We start from the raw sequence: 21,038 nt of genomic DNA on the forward strand, positions 1-21,038 counted from the left end.
GGAGACAGGCTCCGGTGCCGGGAGGCGGGAGGCAGGGTGCTCAGAGGCGACCGACGAGTCCGTCGCCGTCACCGGGAGGTCGGCCAGCGGAGTCGAGGGGACGGAGCCATCGGCCCGCTTCGCGTCGGAGGCGCGGCTCCATACGACCGTGGGACGCTCGGGCGTCGAACCCGTGGCCTGTCGTCTCGACACACGCGATGCGCCCGTGTTCTCCGGCGTCGCCTGGACAGGCGTTGCGGGGGTCCGGCTGGATCGGCGCGTGGGCGCTGGTTCAGCCATGGGGGCGTCGAAAGGCAAAGCGGTGGCGGGCTCTCGGGTCGTGTCGCTCGGGGGGCAACGTACGGGCTTCGGGCTTCACCTTCACCGTTCGGGACAGCGAAGGTAACGATCGGGTAAACACTACCCCGGGGCCCCTGAGAATGCCATGTACGGCTGTGGATAACGCGCCGTGTTTCGTGAAAAGTCCGTGAGAAACCGCGGAATCACGCCAGTCCGGCAGCCTCGGCGAGCGGGCTGAAGATCGCGGGCGAGGCGGCCACGAAAAGAGGTGCGCGAGGCGAGCGATCGGGCTGCGAGCGACCGATGCGCCCTCCGGCCTCTGTCACGAGAAGAGCTCCGGCGGCGTGGTCCCAGGGCTGCAGTCCGCGCTCGAAGTAGCCGTCGAGTCGACCGGCGGCCACGTACGCGAAGTCGAGCGACGCGGCTCCCGCCCGGCGCAGATCCCGCGCCATCGGCATGACGCGCGCGACGACGGCGAGATCGCCGGCGTGCGTCGACGGGTCGTACCCGAATCCCGTCCCGATGAGCGCGCCGGCCGGTCCGACCTCGGGGTTGACCGCGAGGCGGCGATCGGCGAGCCAGGCTCCCCCGCCCAGCGCTGCGTGGAACAGCTCGCCCGAAACGGGACTGAACACGGCACCGGCGAGCGCCTCCCACGTTTCCGGGGCGGGCTCACCCCGCACCGCCGCGATGCTGACGGCGTACGACGGGTTGCCGTAGGCGTAGTTGACCGTCCCGTCGATCGGATCGACGACCCAGGTGATGCCGCTCGTGCCGCGCTCCGCCCCGGTCTCCTCGCCGAGGAAGCCGTCCTCGGGCCGCGCCTCGGCAAGGCGCGTCCGGATCAGCGCTTCCACCTCGCGGTCGGCCTCGGTCACGATGTCGGCGAGCGCGGACTTCGTCGCGGCGATCGCGACCCCGGCATCCCGGCGCAGCCGCGCCAGAGCGCCCGCGTCACGGGCGATGTCGATCGCGAGGGCTTCCAGCGTTGCGGTATCGGTCATCTCTCCACGGTATCGGCCGATGGTGAACGGCTCACCCGCGGGCGAAGACGAGCACTCGGATCTGCTCGCGCACTCCGGGCGGCTCTGCACCGCTCGCTCGGGGAGGGCTACCGTGGACGAATGGCCGCCGAAGCCCGCCCTCGCACCCACGATGTCGTCATCGTCGGAGGCGGACACAACGCCCTCGTCGCCGCCGCCTACCTCGGCCTGGCCGGACGATCGGTCGTCGTGCTGGAGCGGCTCGACCACCTCGGCGGCGCCGCAGTGTCGGAGCGACCGTGGGCGGGGGTCGACGCGCGCCTCTCGCGCTATTCCTACCTCGTGAGCCTGCTCCCCCGCCGCATCGTCGACGACCTCGGGCTCGACATCCGTCTTCTTCGTCGGCGGTACTCCTCCTATACGCCGGATCCCGTCGACCCGTCGCGCGGCATTCTGATCGACACAGCGGATGCCGCGGCCACCACGGACTCGTTCGCCCGCGTGACGGGCGGCACGGCCGAGGCCAAGCGGTTCGCCGCCTTCTCCGAGCGGATCGCTCCCGTGGCGCGGGAGATCTTCCCCACGACGATCGAGCCGCTGCCCCGTCGACGGGATGTCCGCGATCGCCTCGGCGACCCCGCGCTGTGGGACGACCTGTTCGAACGCCCCCTGGGGGAGGTACTGCGGCGATCTCTCGACACCGACATCCTCCGAGGTATCGCCCTGACCGATGCCCTCATCGGCACGTTCTCGGCCTCCGACGATGAGAGCCTCCGGCAGAATCGCTGCTTTCTGTACCACGTGATCGGTGGCGGCACCGGTGACTGGGACGTCCCGGTCGGCGGCATGGGCCGGGTCACCGGCGAGCTCGCGCGGGCCGCCCGCGATGCGGGCGCCGACCTGCGCACGGGCGCCGAGGTCGTCTCGGTCTCGCCCGACGGGAGCGTCGAGGTGGGCGGCGAGCGTGCCGAGACACTGCAGGGCCGGATCGTGCTGAGCGGCGTGGGTCCGGCTGTGCTGGCGCGGCTGCTCGCCGCGGGCGGCGCCGCCGACGCTCCCCGCGCTGAGGGCGACCACCCCGAAGGGGCGCAGCTCAAGGTCAACATGCTGCTGCGCCGACTCCCGCGCCTGCGCGACGCGGACGTCGCGCCCGAAGCCGCATTCGGCGGCACGTTCCACATCAACGAGACGATGTCGCAGCTCGACGCCGCGCACTCGGCCGCCTCGAGCGGCGGCATCCCCGATCCTCTCCCGGCGGAGATCTACTGCCACTCGCTGACCGATCCGTCGATCCTCGGGCCCGAGCTGCGAGCATCGGGCGCGCAGACCCTCACACTGTTCGGACTGCAGGTGCCGCACCGGCTGATCTCGGGCCGAGCGACGGACGAGGCGCGCACCGTGCTGCTGACCGCCGCCCACCGTTCCCTCGATGCCGTGCTGGCGGAACCGATCGCGGAGTGCGTCTACGAGGCGCCCGACGGGACGCCCTGCATCGAGGCGCGCACCACCGCCGACCTCGAATCGTCGCTCGGAATGGTCGGCGGCGACATCTTCCACGGCCCGCTGTCGTGGCCCTGGGCGGACGACGACGAGCCGCTCGACAACCCCGCCCGGCGGTGGGGCGTCGCCACGGCACACGCGAACGTGCTGATCTGCGGTTCGGGCGCACGTCGCGGCGGCGCCGTCAGCGGCCTCGGCGGGCACAATGCGGCGATGGCCGCGCTCGAGATGCTGCAGGGCTGAGTCGCGTCGCATCAGGCCCGCGCCGAGACCCGAGCGCCCCGGGACAGACGCGTCGCGCGCGGCACGATGCGAATGGGGCGCCCGCGCACGATGTGCGAGGACGCCCCGTTCGGTGATCTTCGCCTACGGCCGGGGCGGGAGCGGCGGTGCGGGCGGGAAGCCCTCGTACCCGGGAGCGACCTGCGGTGCAGGAGCCGCAGGCTCCGGCGTCGGCTCGGGCGCAGCAGCCGCAGGAGCCGGGGCGATCGCATCGGGTGCACCGAACACGTGCGCTCCCGGCGACGGGTATCCCGTGTAGTAGGCGTTCCAGTCGGGTGATCCGTCCGGCAGCATCGGCAGAGGGGTGAACCCGTCGACGAAGGTGGGCCACGGCAGAAGCTCCTGCGACGCCTCCGCCGAAGGTAGGGCGGGGGCCGCGGGCGCCTGACCGTAGGGCGCCTGTCCGTACGGCGTCTGACCGTACGGAGCGTGTCCATACGGCGTCTGCCCGTACGCGACGACGGCGACGCGCTGCTTCTTGGGGGCGAAGAGGACGTTCACGAGCGGGATCAGCGCGGTGCCCACGGCCGCGAGGATCGCGACGGCGACCACGACGCGCCAGTAGACGTCGGGGAAACGCAGGTACTCGCCCAGCATCAGCGGCAGGACGAGGAGCACCGCGAGCGATACCACCAGCGTGAGGGTGGCGATCGCGACGACCCTCGTGAACGGAGTGTCGTACCGCTGGAACGCCTTCATGTAAAGGCGTACGTGCAGAAGCGCGAGCTGCAGGATCAGGACGATCAGGAGGAACTGGATGAACCGCGAGAACCCGCCCCACGAGTAGCGCTCCGGCATCCAGATCATCACGGCGCCGATCAGCAGGATCGCGATCCACGAGCCCATGCTGGCGAGCGCGAACCACGCCGGCCGGCGAGGCGCGAGGTGCGCGTCGAGGATCGCCACACCGGCGAAGCCGACGAGCAACAGGATCGTGAGGAACGCACGCCCCACGATGCCGTTCTGCTCGCCCAGCAGCACCCAGATCACACACACGATCGCGGCGGCGATCAGTGCGCCGATCGCCACCCAGATGGCCGCGCGCAAGAGCGAAGAGGTCGGAGCGTCCGAACGGGGCGCCTCGGGGGTCCCGTACGGGGCCGTCGCATACGGATCGGGCACGGTCATGTCGGTCCTCTCGTGTCGCAGGAGATCTCCCGCACGCCCATCCTGGCACGCCCGTCACCGGGGCTGCGAGGCCCGCGCCGCCTTGTGGACAAGGCACTCCAGACAGCGTTCCGCGGGAGGGGGCCGACGCCTCATCCGATCGGCCGGCCGCCGTTCACGCGATGTCCGCGGTCGCCGTCGCCACCGGCTGGAGAACGAGCCTCACCGCCGTGCGGGCGACGATCAGCGTGATGACCAGCGGCATGACGAGAAGAAGCCGCCGAGGTGCACGGCATCACCGAGGACCAGGTCGGTGAGCCAGAGGATGACGAACTTGCTGCCCGCACCGGTCAGCACGAGTGCGAACCCCGTGAATAAAAGACGAAGGGCCCCGCGTGCGGGGCCCTTCGTTCGATCTGTGGCGAGTGAGGGATTCGAACCCCCGAAGTCGATGACAGCTGAGTTACAATCAGATCCCTTTGGCCGCTTGGGTAACTCGCCAATGCACCCCCGTCCAGCTTTTCCAGTCGACCGGAGGCGCGATTGAATATCTTACGCTGTCTTGGGCGCTGCTCGAAATCCGCGGCCGTCGCCTGAGGATCACGTGCCGATGCGGTCCAGGTCCGTACCCGACAGTGCACCGGGTGTGCGCAGCAGCGCACCCTCGAAGCGACACGTCGCGGCCGCGGTATCCATGGCGCTCTGCAGCACCGCCGCCCATCCGTCGGCATCTGTCGGCGTCGCTTCGACGAGCGCGGCCACGGTCGCGGCGAACGCCGCATCTCCCGCGCCCATCGTGTCGACGATGCGTCCGGGAAGGTTCGAGATCGGCCGCGTCACGATGACCCCGCCGGCTTCCAGCGTCGCTCCTCCAGACCCCTCGGTCGCCAGCACAGCCTGGGCGCCGAGATCGATGAGCCGCGCGCGCAGGGCGTCGAGGCGATCGTCGTACAGCAGAGCCGCGTCGTCCTCCCCCACCTTCACCAGGGCTGCTCCGGCGGCGAGCCGCTCGAAGCCACGCACGAACTCGGCAGGGTCGTGCATCATCCCGGAGCGCGGATTCGGGTCGACGGCGAGGGATGCCGCGGCCCGCCCTTCGCTCTCCGCGCGCGCGGCGGCTGCGGCGATCGCCTCAGCCAGCTCCGTCGTCTGCTCGGCGTCATCGAACGCGACGCAGCTCACCACGACGAGGTCGGCATCCGCGATCGCCTCCCGCTCGCGATCGGCGAACCGGATCCGCCGCTTCTGCGCGGCCTCGTTGAAGACATAGGTCGGCTCGCCGCCGCCGGTGCGTTCGCTCACCGCGCGCGCGGTGCCGAGCAGCGACGGGGTCGCGATGAGGCCGACGCCGAAGTCGGCGAGGTACCGCCTGATGCGCGTCGCGGGCTCGTCATCACCGAGCATCGCGATCAGCATCGCCGGCACGCCGAGTCGCGCAAGCCCCACGGCGACGTTCAGCGCGGCACCGCCGACGAACTCACGCACTCCGGAATCGTCGCGCAGCTCGTCGATGAGGGCATCGCCGACGACCACGACGGTCATCGGCGGACTCCTGCCTTCTCGAGCACACGGCCGACGAAATCCTCGGTGCGACGTCGGGTTCCGTCGATCTTGCGGTCCACGCTCGCGCGCACCTCGTTGGGCGCGAGCGGCGCGGCCAGCCGCACGGTCTCGTGGCACGACAGATCGGTGCAGATGTAGGTGCCCACGCTGTCGCCGTGGTCCCCCGCCGCGCCGGCTTTGCGCGCGGTGAACAGTGACACCTGATCGGCGGGCTGCATGGTGTGGCAGAGGTTGCACATCGCCGATCGCGCGTGCGACGACCCGTCGGCGGCGCGGAGAACGACACCGGTCGGCTCGCCGTCGATCTCGGCGACGACATAGCCGCGGCCGCGAGTGCGGGGGTCGCGCCAGGCCAGGAAGTCCAGGTGGTCCCAGTCGGCGAGCACGAAGTCGGCAGGCAGCGCGACGAGCCTGAGCTCGTCGGGTGAGGCGTTGACGAACGACGAACGCACATCTTCTTCGGTCAGTGGGCGCATGGCACCTCCTCGCGGACCCAGTCTACGAATGACGGGTACCTCTGCCACCCCGCACCCCACGAGCCCGCACCGTCGATCGGCTCGGGACGGCCGAACCGGTCAGTCCCAGCCGAGCCGCATCGCGACGGCATCGGCCGCGCGGGAGGGGAACTCGTCCCACCCGGGCTCCAGGATTTCGCGGGTCAGCCGGAACAAGGCATGGGCGGCGTCCTGGACCGGAAGATCCAGCGCTGCGGCGATGCCCGCACCCCACTCCGGGAAGTCGCGCTCGAAGCGGCGCACGGGGTCGATGGTGTCGCGAAGCGAGGTGGATGCCGAGGCGAAGCGTCCGCGGATCGCCCGTACGAGCAGCTGGGTCGCCCACACCCGGATGAACGCATTGCCGTTCAGCGCCTCGCCTCGGCGCACGCGGCCGACCCCGATGAGCAGCTTCACGAGCACGAGGCGCACGTCGTTCCCGGGATCGAATCGATCGCCCGCGGCAGCGCGATCACGAGACTCGGCGATGAGCGCCGCGGTCGTTCCGCTCTCGTCGTCGACGGTGATCGTCGCGTCGCCCGCGAGCGCGCCGGCGAGCTCGGCGGCGTCAGAGAACGCGAACTCGAAGACGTGTCCGTCGTCGTACACTGCGGCGAAGCCGATCTCTCCTTCTCGCGCGGTGAGCACCAACCGGTCCTGCTCGGGCAGCCACGACAGGTCGGGACGGATCTCGGGCCCGCGACCATCCTCGACGAGCGCGAAGAAGTCGTGATCCGACCACTCGTCTCGTCGTGACTTCGCCTCGTCCGACGCGGAGCCGAGCAGCACGAGGCCGATGAGATCTTCGCGGCCCTCCACTCCCGCGGTGAGGCCCTCGCTGAGCGCCTGGAAGCGCTCGGGAGACGTCATCGCGCCGCGGCGTCTGGCACGGCGCCCTCGGGCGCCGTCACGCCGGGCAGGGTCCATGCCGCGAATGCGGGGCCGTCAGCCGTCACCAGCACGGAGCCGTCGGCCGAGACCGCGAGCGTCGCGTCGCCGACGACGGCCTGGGCGGCCTCCGCGCCCGCGAGCGCACCGGCCGGGATCTCGGCATCCGCGTCGCCCTTCGTCGCCAGCACGAGGACGCTCTCGTCCGACGACTCGCGCACGAACACCACCGTCTCGTCGTCGACGTGCAGCCACCGCAGTCCGCCGGTGGCCAGCACGGGGTAGTCGCGGCGGAGGCCGACGAGGTCACGGTAGAGCGCGATGCGCGCCGCGACCTCGGGCTCGCTCTGGGCGCCCCACGGGATCGGCGTGCGACTGGATTCGCCGTCTGCACCGGTGAGGCCGAACTCGTCGCCGGCGAACACGACCGGCACTCCGGGCAGCGTCATCGACAGGCCCACGGCGACCGGGATCGTGCCCGGCGCCGCGTTCGTCGCGAAGCGTGCCGTGTCGTGGGTGTCGAGCGGCTGCATGTTGCCCAGGCGCACGCGCCACGGGATTCCTGCGGTGAACTGCACCACGGCGTCGACGAACTGCGCGGCGGTGTAGCGCGGGATGCCACCGACCGGCTGCGTGAAGAACCATGGCTCGGTGACCTCGTCGCCGTTCGCGTCGAGGTACGGCGTGCCGGCCGGCTCGCTCAGCCAGCCCCACACCGGACGGGTGAAGCTCGGATAAGTCATCGCCCCGTGCCAGCCATCTCCCTGCAGATCGCTGGCGGCGTCATTGGTCGACTCGCCGAGCAGGATCGTGTCGGGATTGATCTCGAGCATGGTCTTCAGCAGCAGTGTGCGAACCTCCTGGTTGAGGTCGACGGCTCCGAGGCGCCCCGTCATGTTGGCGACGTCGATGCGCCATCCGTCGGCGCCGAACGGCGGCTTGAGCCACATCGCGACGATGGAGTCCTCACCCTCGATGAAGCGGTTGCGGAGCTCTTGCGACGACCAGTCGAACTTCGGCAGGCTCTCGTAGCCGAGCCACGACTCGTAGCGGGTGTTCGCATCGTCGGTGAAGTAGTAGAACTCCTCTTCCGGCGCACCCGGATGCCCGAGCGCCGCCTGGAACCACTCGTGGCGATCCCCGGAGTGGTTGCTGGTGAGATCGCCGATCACGCGGATGCCACGCGCATGCGCTGCGGCGATGAGTCGCGCGTACGCCTCGTCGCCACCCAGCAGGGGGTCGACGTGGTCGAAGCTCGAAGCGTCGTAGCGATGGTTGGAGGCCGCCGGGAACACCGGCGTCAGGTAGAGCAGATTCACGCCGAGCGAGACGAGGTGGTCGAGCTTGTCGATCACGCCGTCGAGGTCGCCGCCGTAGAACTGTCGCGAACGCGCCGGCATGACCGGGTCGACCTGGTCGTCCCATGATGCGGGGATCGCCCACTCGGGCGTCGGACGCTCATCGGCCTGAGCGGAGCGGGCGAACCGGTCGGGGAACACCTGGTACATCACGGCGTCGTACAGCCACGCGGGGGGTGCGGGATTCGCGACCAGGGCGAAGTCCTCGGCATCGAGCGTCTCGATCGTGTGCAGCCCGGACTGGTTGAGCCACTCCACCCGCCCGTCCTCATGCAGGAGCAGGAACCGGTACCCGTGGCGCGGGTTGCGCACGGTGACCGGGGCTTCCCACCAGTCCCACCCGTCCACCGACCCGATGGGCGTCGCGTCTGTCCATTCCGGTTCATGGTCGGGGTTCGACCGCGTCCGCACCGCGGCGAGCGATCCGTACCCCGAAGGCACACGCAATCGCACGGCGACCACGTCGCCGAGTGACGGTGAGTGGTTCGACACATACAACGGCGAACCGTCGTGGTGGGGCAACAGACTCGTCATGCTCCGACCTTTCCTGAGGGTGTCATGATCGCACGCGCAGACGACACGGCGAACAACGGATGCGCCGTCTTCAGCGCTGCGAACCCAGATGAATCGCAGCCGCCGTGAGAGGGGCGAGGGAGAACCGGGCAACGCCGTCGGCGACGGTGTAGGTCGTGCCGCGGCATCCGCTGTCGATCACGGCGTCGCGACCGCCGGTGATCGCATCGCAGTAGTCCCCCGCGGGCATCGACGTCGGAATCTCGATGGCGATGTCGTCGTCGCCCGCGTTGACGGCGACGACACCGCGACCCTCGCGCTCGAACCCGTAGGCGGAGCCCGCCTCGACGCCGCGCAGCCGCGCGGCATCCGATGCCACGGCTCGAAACTCGAGCATTCCGGCGATCGCCGTCCACGACTGCACGCACGTGCGCTCGCCGTCGAGGTACGAATCTGCCGGCCCGGTCGCTCCCTCGCACGACGCGGGCAGCACGGCGCCCTCGGCATCGGCGGGCGCACCGGCGTCGCGGTCGGTGAACGCGTACCCCGAGAACACGACCGGGGTTCCGTAGTCGTCGGCGAGCATCAGCGCGTTCGCGATGACGTAGAGCGGGCCGTCCTTGTAGGTGACGGCGGCCTCGCCGCGTTCGGTGTCGTGATTGTCCACGAACACGACGGCCTTGTCGGCCGGCACCAGCAGAGGCCGGTCGCCTTCCAGCACCGGATCGGCGAACGCGGCGCTCTGGACCTGGGGCCCGAGATCGCGCGGGTAGCTGAACTCGAACACCTCGCCGAATCCGGTGTACTCCTCGGGCTGCACGGGTTCGCGCGCGCCGCCACGGATCACCTCGCTGACGATCCGCGTGCCTTCCGGCAGTTCTCCGACGATCGCCTGGACGTCGTCCGCGGCCATGTGCTTTGCCGCATCGATGCGGAACCCGGCGACTCCCAGCGACAGCAGATCGTCGAGATACGTCACGATCGTCTCGCGCACGTGAGGGCTCGACGTGTCGAGATCGGCAAGGTTGACGAGCTCGCACGTCTGCACCTGCTCGCGGGACGTGTAGTCGACGATGTCGTCGCCCTGCGCCAGCCCGCAGTGGTGGAAGTCGTCCGCGCCGTAGAGCCCGGGGTATTCATAGTGCGCGTAGGGCGTGCCCGCGAACCCGGTGCCCGCGGCATCCTGCCCGGTCATGTGATTGATCACGGCGTCGGCGATCACGTCGACCCCGGCGGCGTCGCAGCGCATCACCATGTCGGCGAAGTCGTCCCGTGTCCCGAGCCGCGAGTCGAGGTCGTACCCCACCGGCTGGTACGACGCCCACCACTCGTCGCGCGCGATGGATTCGTTCGGCGGCGACGTCTGCACCCATGAGAACCCACTCGGGCCCAGCGTCGCCTCGCATTCATCGGCGATCGACGACCACGGCAGCTGAAAGAGCTGGATGCCGACGTCGGGCGTCGCGCGCTGCGCCGCGGCCTGGGGCGCACAACCCGTCAGCACCGCGGCGATCGCGATCGCGAGTACGCCCAGCCGACCCCGGCTGATGCCGGAGCGAGAGGGACGCGGCATCCCTCGATCAGCCCTTCGTTGCGCCCGCGGTGAGCCCGCCGACGATGTACTTCTGGAGCAGGAGGAACAGCACCACGACCGGGATCGCCGCCATCACGGCACCCGCCGAGAACGCAGCCCAGTCCGCGTAGCGCGGATTCGAGACGAGCTTGGTGAGGCCGACGACGAGGGTCTGCTTCTCGGGGTCGATCAGCATGACGCTGGCGATCACGTACTCGTTGACGATTCCGATGAACGACAGCAGGCCCACGACGGCAAGGATCGGCGCGACCAGTCGGAGGATGATCGTGAAGAAGATGCGGGCGTGGCCTGCACCATCGATCTTGGCCGCCTCGTCGAGTTCTCTGGGGATCGTGTTGAAGAACCCGTACATGAGGTAGGTGTTCACGCCCAGCGCTCCGCCGAGGTAGATGAGGATCAGGCCGCTGAGCGTGTTGAGACCGATCGCCGGGAACCAGTCACCGATCGCGCTCATCATGAGGAAGATCGCGACCACGGCGAGCAGCTGCGGGAACATCTGGACGACGACGATGGTGACCAGGCCCACGCGGCGACCGCTGAACCGCATGCGCGAGAACGCATACGCGGCCAGGGCTCCGATGAAGACCATCGTGAACCCGGTGATCGTCGCGACGAGCAGCGTGTTCAGGAACCACATCGGATATGGCACCGCGGGATCGGTCAGGATGCGCACATACGCGTCGAATCCGACCTGCGAGAACAGCGCGTTGGAGCCGGTCAGCGTGCCGCGCGGATTCAACGATGCCGACAGGACGTACAGCAGCGGGAAGATCGCGAAGATCGAGACGACGATCGCGACGACGTGGCGCCAGCCGGTGTCGCCGAACCACTTGCCGAACGTGCGGCGTCGGGGCTTATCGTGCCGGACCTCGTCCGGGACGATGGCGGTGCGGTCTTCGAGGAGAGCGCTCTGGGTCATGTCAGTTCAACTCCTCGAGGGCCTTGGTCTTGCGGAAGCTGATGATCGAGATGACCGCGACCACGATGAAGATCAGGATCGTGAACGCCGAAGCCAGACCGTAGTCACGGTTCTGCCCGGTGAAGGCGACCTTGTAGACCATCGAGATGAGCAGGTCGGTGTGGCCGACGGGTATCGATACGTCTTCGAAGCGTGGCCCACCGCCGGTGAGCATGTAGATCAGATTGAAGTTGTTGAAGTTGAAGGCGAACGACGCGATGAGCAGGGGCGTCACGGTCACCAGCAGCAGCGGCAGCTTGATGCGACGGAAGATCTGCCACGGGTTGGCACCATCCATGACGCCGGCCTCGTTGACCTCTTCGGGGATGCCCTGGAGTGCCCCCAGGCAGACGAGGAACATGTACGGGAAGCCGAGCCAGAGGTTCACGAGCAGGATCGAGAACTTCGCGAGCACAGGGTCGGTCAGCCACGGGATCTCGGCGCCGTTGAACAGCACCTGGTTGATGAACCCGAAGCTCTTGTTCATCATGCCCGCCCAGATGAGGGCCGACAGGAACGCCGGGAACGCGTACGGCAGGATAAGCATGATCCGGTAGCCGTTCTTGAACCGCATTCGCTTGCTCTGGAACACCAGCGCCAGAAGCAGTCCGAGGAAGAACGTCGTGGCGACGGACAGCGCAGCGAAGACGAAGGTCCATGCCGTGACGGCGACGAGCGGGCCTCGGATCTCAGTGTCGGTGAGGGCGCGCACGAAGTTGTCGAAGCCGACGAAGACCTGCCAGCCCGGGAGCAGCTGCTCGCCGGACGCGGATGTGAATGCGCCCTCGCCGTTGTCGACGTAGACCGTGCCGGTGGTGGTGTCGGTCATGGTGTCGGCCACGGGGTCGTACTCGAGCGTCGAGGTGTAGAGGTACCCCTTCTGCCCGTCCTGCGTGCGGATGGCCCCGTCGTTGGGGTCGTCGGTGTACGCGACGGCGAGCTGCTCGACGTCGGTGCTGCGCTGCAGCACCTCGGCGAACGACAGCGTGGTCCAGCCGTCGACCGCGACACCCTTTCCGCCTTCCATCGTCGCATCGACGGATTCGAGCGGCTGCGTGTTAGTGCCGAGCGAGACGTCGCCATCGGTCGGGTCGGTGACGAGCAGTCCGAGTTCGTTGAAGCGCTCGACGACGGCCACGTCGAACGTCGGCGAGTCATCGACCCGGACCAGCGACGACCGCATGAGCGAGGCGACGGCCTGGTCCTTCGAGCCGTTGTGCCCGGTGCCGTAGTTCGTGAAGCCGATATAGGCGGTGTAGCTGAGCGTGAAGATCTGGAAGACGATGAGCAGGATGATGCCCGGCGTCAGGTACTTCGCAGGGATCTTCGTGCGCGAGAAGTAGATCCAGTTGACGAGGATCGTGACCGCCGCGACAAGGCTCAGCACCAGCCATTCGTTGTGCAGGAGGAGCACGAAAACCGCGTACACCGCGACGGCGTCGACGATCGCGAGCATCGCGATCTTCAACAGCAGCCAGCGGGTCTTTCCGCCGGCGGCGTCGGCGATGCGGGTGGCGCTGCGCTGCTTGCGGGTTTGCGGCGGGGACTTCTCACCTGTCGGGGTGGTGAGGGTGTCGGTCATTGGTCGTCCTCATCATCGGGACCGGGACGGATGCCGTGGCATCCGTCCCGGTCGCCTTTCGCGGTCGCGAGACCGCAGTGTCTTACTGGATTGCGGCGCTCACGTCATCGGTGAGCTTCTGCCACGTCGACGTCGGGTCGGCACCGTTGATGATGGCCGCCTCGGCGATACCCCAGTACTGCCAGACCGAACCCATGGCCGGGATCGCGGGCATCGGGACCGCGTCGGCGCCGACAGCCTGGAAGCCTGCGACGATCGGGTCGGCGGCAGCGGTGTCGGCAGCAGCCGTGAGAGCGGGCAGGACGTTGCCGGCCTCGAACAGCGAGAGCTGAACCTCTTCGGTGCCGATGTAGTTCACCAGGAAGTCGTTCGCCGCGACCTTGTTGTCGGACTCCGAGCTCACGAAGAAGCCCTTGACACCTGCGAACGGCTGAGCGGCGGCGTCGGTCGGGCTCGGGATCGAGTCGATCGCGACGTTGATGCCGGCATCGGTCGCCGCGCTGACGTTCCACGGACCGGTCAGCCAGAAGGCGGCCTCGCCCTCGAGGAACTTCGTCTTGGCGATGTCACCGTCGATGTCGGTGTTGAGGGTGCCCGCGGCGCCCTGGACGCCCAGCCAGTTGGCGAACTCGAAGCCGCCCTCGTTGCCGATCTGCAGGTCGGTGGGGTCGTAGCTGCCGTCGGCGTCGGTGCCGAACACCGGGGCGCCGAATGCCGTCTGGAACGGGTAGAGGTGGTACGGGTTGCCCTCGACGCCCTGCTCGACCACGAAGGGGGTCGCGAGGCCTGCGGCCGTGCCCTTGGCGATCATGTCGTCGAAGCTTGCCGCCGCCTCGGGGATGATGTCGGCGTTGCGGAGGACCGCGATGTTCTCGACCGCGTACGGGAGCATGTACGTGGTGCCCTCGTAGGTCGACGCCTGCAGCGCGACCGGGAGGTAGTCCTCGGACGTGTCGCCGAGCTCGATCGGCGCGACGACGCCGTTCGTCGACAGCTCACCGAGCCAGTCGTGGGCACCCATGACGACGTCCGGGCCCTTGCCGGTCGGCGCCTGCTGGATGAAGTCGTCCTTGATGGTGCTGTTGTCCTTGCCGACGATGTCGACCTTGACGCCGGTCTTCTCGGAGTAGGAGTCAGCCGCGCCCTGGAGCGCGTCGACGCGCTCCGAGTCGACCCATACGGTCAGTTCAGCCGACGCGTCGCCGTCTTCGGTCTCGGCGGGGGTGCCGCTGCCGGCGCAGCCGGCCAGAACGATCGAAGCGACGGCCAGGCCGCCGAAAGCGAGCCAGCTCTTCTTGTTCACCTTCATCGGTGCAGTGCCTCTCTGGAGTACTGAGTGAGTTCGGCCGCGCTGCCGTTCGCGACAATGCGGGTTCGACTCTCGCCTGCGGAATGCAAGCGCTTACATTCTTACCCGGCGGTGCCACATCTAGCAACACGGCCGAACGATTGATATCTTGCCGTGATCAAATCGGGCCATCGTGGAATCGCTTGCAGTCACCTTCCCGACACGGCTCGGGCGCGGCATCCGCTCGGCGACTAAACTGCCCCGCATGGCAGATTCCTCGTTCGACATCGTCAGCAAAGTCGACCACCAGGAGGCCGAGAACGCCCTCAATCAAGCGCGCAAAGAGATCGAGCAGCGCTACGACTTCAAGGGGACCGGCGCTTCGGTCGAGTGGAGCGGCGAGTCGGTGCTCATCAAGGCGAGCAGCGAAGAGCGCGCGAAGGCCGTGCTCGACGTCTTCCAGTCGAAGCTCATCAAGCGCGGCATCTCGTTGAAGAGCCTGGAGTCGGGCGAACCCTTCGCGAGCGGCAAGGAGTACCGGATCGTCTCGACGATCAAGGACGGGATCTCGTCCGAGAACGCCAAGAAGATCAGCAAGCTGCTGCGCGACGAGGGCCCGAAGTCGGTGAAGTCGCAGATCCAGGGCGACGAGCTCCGCGTGCAGTCGAAGTCGCGCGACGACCTGCAGGAAGTGCAGCGGCTGCTCAAGGCCGCCGACCTCGAGGTCGATCTGCAGTTCATCAACTACCGCTGACGCACGACGGCACCGCGCGGTCGGGTGAGGGCTGCAACGGGGTCGGTGGGAAAAGGAAGAGGTCGACGGTACGCCTGCTGAAGGCGCTGCCCCGTCCCCTATACTCCACTGGAGTATCCCCCCACGTACGATGACGTATCCCCGATACGAAGTCGTATCCCCCGCGGGCCCCGCCCGCCGCCCATCGGAGTGCATGTGATTCGGGTGCAATCGGTCACGCCCGCCAACGACGGTGCCCTCACACGCGCTGCCACACGGGCCGCGCGTCAACGCAAGCGCTTGTTCGTTCTCCTGGGCATCGTCCTCGTCCTCTCCGTCGCGCTCGCCGCCGTGCTCGGCGTCTTCTTCGCGCGCGGAGCAGCCGGTCAATTCTCGCAGCAGCCGACCTCGACGGGCGAGTGCCTGCCGGCGAGCCTGCGCGTCACCGCGGCTCCGGCGATGACGGGTGCACTCGAGGCGATCCTCGCCGATCTGACAGGTTCTCGCTCCGACTGCCCTGAAGTGGCGATCCGGGCCAAGGACAGCTCGGTCACGGCTGCGGCACTCGCCGCGGGGTTGACACCGGACTTCGACCTCTGGGTGCCGGAGTCCGCGATGTGGCCCGCATGGGCGAAACGTCACGCGGAGCTCATCGGTGTGGACTCCGTGGGACTGGACGTCGGCCCGGCCGTGGCCAGCACCCCGGTCGTCTTCGCGGCGACGGAGCCCACGGCGGCCGCTCTCGAGAGCGCGGGCACGGGATTCTCGAGCCTCGCGGAGCGTTCGGTCGCCGCCATACTGCCGGATCCATCGAAGGTCGCCGCGAGTTCGGCCGCGCTGCTCGCTCTGCAGACCGCGGTCGGCGGAGACCCCCGCACGTACACCTCGCTCGTGCTCGGCCTCGATCCCGGCGTCGTTCCGACCGCCGCCGATGCGCTCGCCGCGGCATCCGCTGCGACGACGCCGACCATCGCCGTGACCACCGAGCAGGCGGTGCTGAACTACGACGCGGACGCAAGGACCCCCCTCGTGCCGGTCTACCCCGCCGACGTGAAGCCCGCACTGCGCGCGCCCTTCGTGACGCTCGCCGACGCTTCGGACAGCACGCTCGAGGCAGTGGAAGCGTTCTCCGCGGCGGTCGCGGGTGGAATCGACCGACTCGCCGAATACGGACTGCGTGACGCGGCGGGCAACGCGCAGGACTCGACCACGGAGGCGGCCGCCGACGACGCCGATGCCGCATCCATGCCCGTCGACGGCGCCGATGAAGCCGAAGCACTGCGCAATTGGCAGGTGCTCACGGCGCCATCACGGATGCTCTCCCTCAACGACGTCTCAGGTTCCATGCTCCAGCCGGCTACCGCCGATATGCGCCGCATCGACCTGTTCGAACAGGCTGCCGTCCGCGCCGTCAATTCCCTGTCGGCCGACTCGTCCCTCGCCACCTGGGTGTTCTCGAGCCAGCGGATCGGCGCGCAGGATTGGCAGGAGATCGTCCCGTTCGGTGCACTGAGCGACCCGGCGCACAAACAGCGCACGATCGACGCGGCGAACGGTCTCGACAGCCTCGTCGGCGGCGGGACGGGTCTCTACGACAGCGTGCTCGCTGCCGTGAAGTACATGCGCGAGACGTACGTCCATGGTCGGGTGAACCTGGTCCTGCTCAATACCGACGGGTTCAACGAGGACGACGAGGGCCTCGACCTGCCGGGGCTGCTCGCGCAGCTCGAGCTCCTGCGCGATCCGGCGAAGCCCGTCGCCGTCATCGCGATCGGCTACGGCCCCGACACCGACCAGGCCGCCCTGGAGCAGATCGCCGCCGCCACCGACGGTGCGGCATATCAGGCGCTGGAGCCGACCGACATCGGCAGTGTGCTGATCGACGCGGTCACCCAGCGCGGCTGCCGCCCGAACTGCGGGTAGGCCCGGATAGCAATCGCCCCTAGATCATCGCGGTCAGCACGCCGCCGTCAGCTCGCACGGCTGCACCGTTGGTGGCAGATGCCAACGGGCTGGCGAGGTACACGACCAGACTCGCGATCTCGGCGGGATCGATGAAGCGCTCCAGCAGCGAGGTGCGGTTCTGGCCGATGATGGCGTCCTTCATGGACTCGGTCGAGATCGACTGCCCAGCGGCTACCGCCGCGATGCTCGCGGCCACCCCGTCGGAGTACGTCGGACCGCCGAGCACTGTGTTGACCGTCACAGACGTGCCCCGCGTCAGTTTCGCGATGCCGTTGCCGAGCGCGATCATCGCGGCCTTCGTCATTCCGTAGTGCACCATGTCTGCGGGCACGTTCACTCCGGATTCGCTGCTGATGAAGAGGATGCGGCCCCATCCCCGATGCAGCATCCCACCGAGCACATGCCGAGAGAGGCGCACTCCGCTCATGACGTTGACATCGAAGTAGCGTGCCCACTCCTCATCGAGGACCGACTCGAATTCGGCGAGACCGAACAGTCCGACGTTATTGACCAGGATGTCGATCTCTCCGAGCGACTCGATGAGTCGCGCCACCTCCTCAGGCTTCGTGAAATCCGCGACGACGCCGGTGGGATTCGATCGCGGATGCTCGTCGCGGAGTCGCTCGACGGCAGCGGCGAGCCGTACCGCATCTCGACCGTTGAGCGTGACCTGCACACCTTCGGCAGCGAGCGCCGAGGCGATCGCGTACCCGATCCCCTGGCTCGAACCGCTCACGAAGGCGGTCCTTCCCCGCAGTTTCAGATCCATGCTCATTCCTGTCCTCGGTGCGCGTCATGTCGCGCTTCGCTTGCCTACGCAAGTCACGATAGGCGCGTTTCACTTGCCTGCGCAAGTTAAAACGGCACGATTCGCCTGGTTGATCGCATACACTCGGGGCATGTCGACACCGCGGGAAACTGCCGAGCTGAGTATCGAGGACCTCGCTGTCTGGGCTTCCGTGGCGACCATGCTGGAGCGACTACCCACGGCTCTGGACGCGCAGCTGCAGCGCGACAGCGGGCTCACCCACTTCGAGCACGGGATCCTTTACGCACTGGATGTCGCCCCCGAGCGCTCGCTCCGGCTGAGCGCGCTCGCCAACTATGCGAGTTGCACTCTCTCGCGGCTCTCACGCGCGGTCTCGCGTCTGGAGGCGAAGGGCTGGGTGCGGCGCGTGGTCGACTCCAGCGACGGACGATTCACGTTGGGAGTACTGACAGGAGAGGGTCACGACAAGGTCGTCGAGTCGACGCCGGGTCATCATGCCCTCGTTCAGAGGCTCGTCTTCGACGCGCTCACGCGCAGCCAGGCGACTCAACTCGGAGTCATCAGCCGGAGGATCTCGACGGCGATCGCTCCGGACTCGATCTGGACCCCGCCCGCCTCGCCGCGGGAAGTATCGGGCTGAGCGCGACTCACCGAAGAGGGGAGCCGCAGCGCGCTCGTGGTGCACCACGCTCCTCCACCGACGAAGCCCCGCTCCTCCGAAGAGACGCGGGGCTTGATCTCGCGGGTCACAGCACCGGGCGACGGGTGTCGTAGTCCCTGAGCGTGGGCACCGGCCCGCGCGAATCGCGCACCGTCGCGACGATCGCGGCGACCACGCCGACGACGCAGAGTCCGGCGAGAGCGAGAACGAGGAACATGTCGCGGCTCCTTCCTGAGCGAGTGATGGATAGAAGGTCACGCCTGAGCGAGGGGACGCCAGGCCCGGAGGACGGATCGACGCACGCGCTCCGGCTTCGGGCGCGCTTCCTGGAGCGCATGACGCCGCGCGGCCTCACGACTGAGCTGCACGCCGTCGGGGAGGAAGGCGCCGTACATGAGCGGATTCATGACGTGCTCCTGCGACGCACCGCGGTGACGATGAGGTACTCCCACGCCATGGCGCCCGCATCGATGAACCTGTCGCCGAGTGCCGCCATGTCGGCATCGAGGGCGGCGACCTTCTCCGCGTCCTCGCCGAGGAAGCGGTAGACCGCGATGGTCGGGCCGTAGTTGGCCTTGAAGAAGTCGCGCAGTTGCGCGCCGCTGGCGAATCGGTGCACGGGCAGCGACTGCTGACGGACCACGAATTCCTCGACGCGATCGCCGAACAGGTCGCGGACATGCTCGACGCTGCCCCACAGCGGGGCGGGCGACGCGCCGGGAGGGGGCGCCGGCGCATAGAGCTTCATCGTGGCGAAGAGCTGCCCGATGAAGCCGCCCGGGGTCCAGCTCAGGACGCCGATCGTTCCGCCGGGTCGGCACACGCGCACGAGTTCGTCCGCCGCCAGTTGGTGGTGCGGTGCGAACATCACGCCGATGCTCGACAGCACGACGTCGAACTCCGCATCGCCGAACGGCAGCGCCTCCGCGTCCGCGGTCTGCCACGTCAGCTCGATCCCCTCTGCGTCGGCTGCGGCGCGTCCGACCGCGAGCAGCTCGGGCGTGAGATCGGTCGCGACGACGTCGGCGCCGCGACGGGCCGACGGAATCGCGGAGGTGCCCGTGCCGGCGGCGACGTCGAGAACGCGCTGCCCGGGCCGGACGTCCACGCTCTCGACGAGGATGGCGCCGAGCGGATGCACGACCTCGTCGACGACCGCGGGGTAGTTTCCGCTCGCCCACATCGCGGCGTGCTTCGCCTTGAGTGCGCGGTCCTCCTCGGTTGCGGTGAGGGTGGTGCGGGTGGATGATGACATTCGATTCCTCCTGTGGTGGGTGATGTCACCACGGTAGGAATCGCGCACCCCTCGTCACATCGGCGCCGACGCGCAAGCCGCCGCGACCGGCGAGTGACCGATGGCGGCTGACGCGTATGTGCTCAGGCGCCCGAGAGCAGCCGCGCGACAGCGGCGGTCCGGGCCGTCCGGCCACTCAGCCCGAGCTTCGCGTAGACGTTCTGCAGATGCCGCTCCACCGTGCGCACCGAGAGGAACAGCTCGGCCGCGATGGCGTCGTTGTCGTAGCCGGCCGCTGCCAGGCGAAGGATGTCGAGCTCGCGCGGCGAGACCATGGCGGCGACATCGTCGGCGACGACCCCGGGAACCGTCCGGCGATCGGGCTCTATGAACACCGCGACCTCGTGCAGGAAGGCGGGCCACGCGGGTTCGTCGGAGAGCACGATGTGGTTGTTGCTGTCGAGCGCCACGAGCTTGGCCCCGCGGATGCCGACGGCGAGCTCCCGCGCATGGTGGAACTCGTTCATCTGGTCACCACGGCTGTGGATGACGAGAGTCGGAAGATCGAGTTCGGGCAGGCGCCAGGTGGAGTCCGCCACCTGACGCTGCGAGCGCGAGAGGACCGCGGTCTCGGTGTCGCACGCGCGTGCCTGCAGATCGTCGAGCCAGCGCATCTGCTCCTCGGTGCCGCCGGGGATCATCATGCTGCTGAACACCCTGCGGAATTCCGACGTCGGTCGCGCCCATCCGACCCTGATCAGCGCCTCGAACGCCGCGAGGAGCTCGAGCTCCTCCGCAGATGCGGCAGCCTGCGCGCCCGCATAGCTCCCGTAGAAGATCAGCCGGGTCAGTCGTTCCGGATGCCGCGCGGCATATTCGATCGCGACCGGACCGCCCTGCGCCATCGCCATGAGCGCGAACCGATCGAGGCCGGCATCCGCCACCACCGCTTCGAGATCGGCGACCCGCGCCTGGAGGCTGTGGTCGGTGACGCCGCGGTCCGAGAGCCCGTGGCCGCGCTCGTCGTAGCGGATGACGGTCGCGACCTTGCCCAGCTCGACGAGGTAGTGGCGCCAGACCGGGCTCTCCCAGTCGAACTGCAAGTGACTCAGCCAGCAGGCGTCGATCAGCAGCGGCGGCCCCGAGCCGTGCACCGCGTAGGCGATCCCGACTCCGTCCGCGGAGCGCGCGAAGCGGATGTCCTGCACGACATCGGCTCTGGGCGTGTCCACGCCGACATCATAGGAGCCTCGCGCGGCGAGCACATCGGGTGGATCTGGAGAAGGG

General features: G+C 68.6%; 19 protein-coding genes and 1 tRNA gene. 4 read left to right on the top strand and 16 right to left on the bottom strand.

Annotated features, from left to right (window positions below; translation table 11 throughout):
• Nucleotides 1–482 precede the first annotated feature (482 nt).
• Entirely contained in the window at nt 483–1,283 is an 801-nt protein-coding gene (locus KEC57_RS03645) for an inositol monophosphatase family protein (protein WP_229383163.1), read from the bottom strand.
• A 120-nt stretch (nt 1,284–1,403) separates the two neighbouring features.
• On the opposite strand from KEC57_RS03645, the gene KEC57_RS03650 reads away from it, so the two are divergent.
• Nucleotides 1,404–3,005, top strand: a complete 1,602-nt coding sequence (locus KEC57_RS03650) for a phytoene desaturase family protein (protein ID WP_229383164.1) — start codon at nt 1,404–1,406, stop codon at nt 3,003–3,005.
• Between the two features lie 123 nt (nt 3,006–3,128).
• Here the strand turns inward: KEC57_RS03650 and KEC57_RS03655 are convergent, their stop codons facing one another.
• The 10 genes from KEC57_RS03655 to KEC57_RS03700 all read right to left on the bottom strand — a co-directional run bounded on the left by KEC57_RS03655 (nt 3,129) and on the right by KEC57_RS03700 (nt 14,410).
• Nucleotides 3,129–4,172, bottom strand: coding sequence for a hypothetical protein (locus KEC57_RS03655; protein ID WP_229383165.1), 1,044 nt, complete (start codon nt 4,170–4,172; stop codon nt 3,129–3,131).
• 398 nt (nt 4,173–4,570) lie between these two features.
• Nucleotides 4,571–4,652: transfer RNA gene (locus KEC57_RS03660), tRNA-Tyr, on the bottom strand.
• A gap of 99 nt (nt 4,653–4,751) precedes the next feature.
• Nucleotides 4,752–5,693 carry a PfkB family carbohydrate kinase gene (locus KEC57_RS03665; RefSeq protein ID WP_229383166.1) on the bottom strand — a complete coding sequence of 314 codons (942 nt, stop codon included), beginning with the start codon at nt 5,691–5,693 and terminating at the stop codon, nt 4,752–4,754.
• Nucleotides 5,690–6,190: an FBP domain-containing protein gene (locus KEC57_RS03670; protein WP_229383167.1), complete on the bottom strand. Its 501-nt coding sequence runs from the start codon at nt 6,188–6,190 to the stop codon at nt 5,690–5,692. Before KEC57_RS03670 ends, KEC57_RS03665 begins: the two co-directional genes overlap by 4 nt.
• 99 nt (nt 6,191–6,289) lie before the next feature.
• The gene (locus KEC57_RS03675) at nt 6,290–7,078 is read right to left on the bottom strand and encodes a hypothetical protein (protein ID WP_229383168.1); all 789 of its coding nucleotides are present in this window, start codon (nt 7,076–7,078) and stop codon (nt 6,290–6,292) included.
• The gene (locus tag KEC57_RS03680) at nt 7,075–8,988 is read right to left on the bottom strand and encodes a glycoside hydrolase family 13 protein (protein WP_229383169.1); all 1,914 of its coding nucleotides are present in this window, start codon (nt 8,986–8,988) and stop codon (nt 7,075–7,077) included. The genes KEC57_RS03675 and KEC57_RS03680 overlap by 4 nt, the downstream gene beginning before the upstream one ends.
• A 70-nt stretch (nt 8,989–9,058) precedes the next feature.
• On the bottom strand, nt 9,059–10,540 hold the full coding sequence (locus tag KEC57_RS03685) for an alpha-amylase (RefSeq protein WP_229383170.1): 1,482 nt from the start codon (nt 10,538–10,540) through the stop codon (nt 9,059–9,061).
• A 7-nt stretch (nt 10,541–10,547) separates the two neighbouring features.
• On the bottom strand, nt 10,548–11,480 hold the full coding sequence (locus tag KEC57_RS03690; RefSeq protein ID WP_229383171.1) for a sugar ABC transporter permease: 933 nt from the start codon (nt 11,478–11,480) through the stop codon (nt 10,548–10,550).
• A 1-nt stretch (nt 11,481) separates the two neighbouring features.
• Complete coding sequence (locus KEC57_RS03695) at nt 11,482–13,101, bottom strand: ABC transporter permease subunit (protein WP_229383172.1); 1,620 nt, start codon at nt 13,099–13,101, stop codon at nt 11,482–11,484.
• 82 nt (nt 13,102–13,183) lie between these two features.
• On the bottom strand, nt 13,184–14,410 hold the full coding sequence (locus KEC57_RS03700; RefSeq protein ID WP_229383173.1) for a sugar ABC transporter substrate-binding protein: 1,227 nt from the start codon (nt 14,408–14,410) through the stop codon (nt 13,184–13,186).
• Between the two features lie 244 nt (nt 14,411–14,654).
• On the opposite strand from KEC57_RS03700, the gene KEC57_RS03705 reads away from it, so the two are divergent.
• Nucleotides 14,655–15,143 carry a YajQ family cyclic di-GMP-binding protein gene (locus KEC57_RS03705; protein WP_229383174.1) on the top strand — a complete coding sequence of 163 codons (489 nt, stop codon included), beginning with the start codon at nt 14,655–14,657 and terminating at the stop codon, nt 15,141–15,143.
• A 279-nt stretch (nt 15,144–15,422) separates the two neighbouring features.
• A complete protein-coding gene (locus KEC57_RS03710) occupies nt 15,423–17,045 on the top strand; it encodes a VWA domain-containing protein (protein WP_229383175.1) in 1,623 nt (540 codons plus the stop codon).
• A 19-nt stretch (nt 17,046–17,064) separates the two neighbouring features.
• On the opposite strand, the gene KEC57_RS03715 is transcribed toward KEC57_RS03710, so the two are convergent.
• Complete coding sequence (locus KEC57_RS03715) at nt 17,065–17,856, bottom strand: SDR family NAD(P)-dependent oxidoreductase (RefSeq protein ID WP_229383176.1); 792 nt, start codon at nt 17,854–17,856, stop codon at nt 17,065–17,067.
• A gap of 130 nt (nt 17,857–17,986) precedes the next feature.
• On the opposite strand from KEC57_RS03715, the gene KEC57_RS03720 reads away from it, so the two are divergent.
• Nucleotides 17,987–18,496: a MarR family winged helix-turn-helix transcriptional regulator gene (locus KEC57_RS03720; protein WP_229383177.1), complete on the top strand. Its 510-nt coding sequence runs from the start codon at nt 17,987–17,989 to the stop codon at nt 18,494–18,496.
• A gap of 106 nt (nt 18,497–18,602) precedes the next feature.
• On the opposite strand, the gene KEC57_RS18850 is transcribed toward KEC57_RS03720, so the two are convergent.
• The 4 genes from KEC57_RS18850 to KEC57_RS03735 all read right to left on the bottom strand — a co-directional run bounded on the left by KEC57_RS18850 (nt 18,603) and on the right by KEC57_RS03735 (nt 20,983).
• Nucleotides 18,603–18,734: a hypothetical protein gene (locus KEC57_RS18850; protein ID WP_267492035.1), complete on the bottom strand. Its 132-nt coding sequence runs from the start codon at nt 18,732–18,734 to the stop codon at nt 18,603–18,605.
• 37 nt (nt 18,735–18,771) lie between these two features.
• Nucleotides 18,772–18,924 (bottom strand): hypothetical protein, encoded by a 153-nt coding sequence (locus KEC57_RS03725; protein ID WP_229383178.1) that lies wholly within the window; start codon nt 18,922–18,924, stop codon nt 18,772–18,774.
• Complete coding sequence (locus tag KEC57_RS03730) at nt 18,921–19,772, bottom strand: class I SAM-dependent methyltransferase (protein ID WP_229383179.1); 852 nt, start codon at nt 19,770–19,772, stop codon at nt 18,921–18,923. Before KEC57_RS03730 ends, KEC57_RS03725 begins: the two co-directional genes overlap by 4 nt.
• 122 nt (nt 19,773–19,894) lie before the next feature.
• Nucleotides 19,895–20,983, bottom strand: a complete 1,089-nt coding sequence (locus KEC57_RS03735; protein ID WP_229383180.1) for an alpha/beta fold hydrolase — start codon at nt 20,981–20,983, stop codon at nt 19,895–19,897.
• Nucleotides 20,984–21,038: the final 55 nt, after the last annotated feature.

This window comes from Microbacterium allomyrinae (assembly GCF_020682705.1).
Taxonomy (GTDB): Bacteria; Actinomycetota; Actinomycetes; order Actinomycetales; family Microbacteriaceae; genus Microbacterium; species Microbacterium allomyrinae.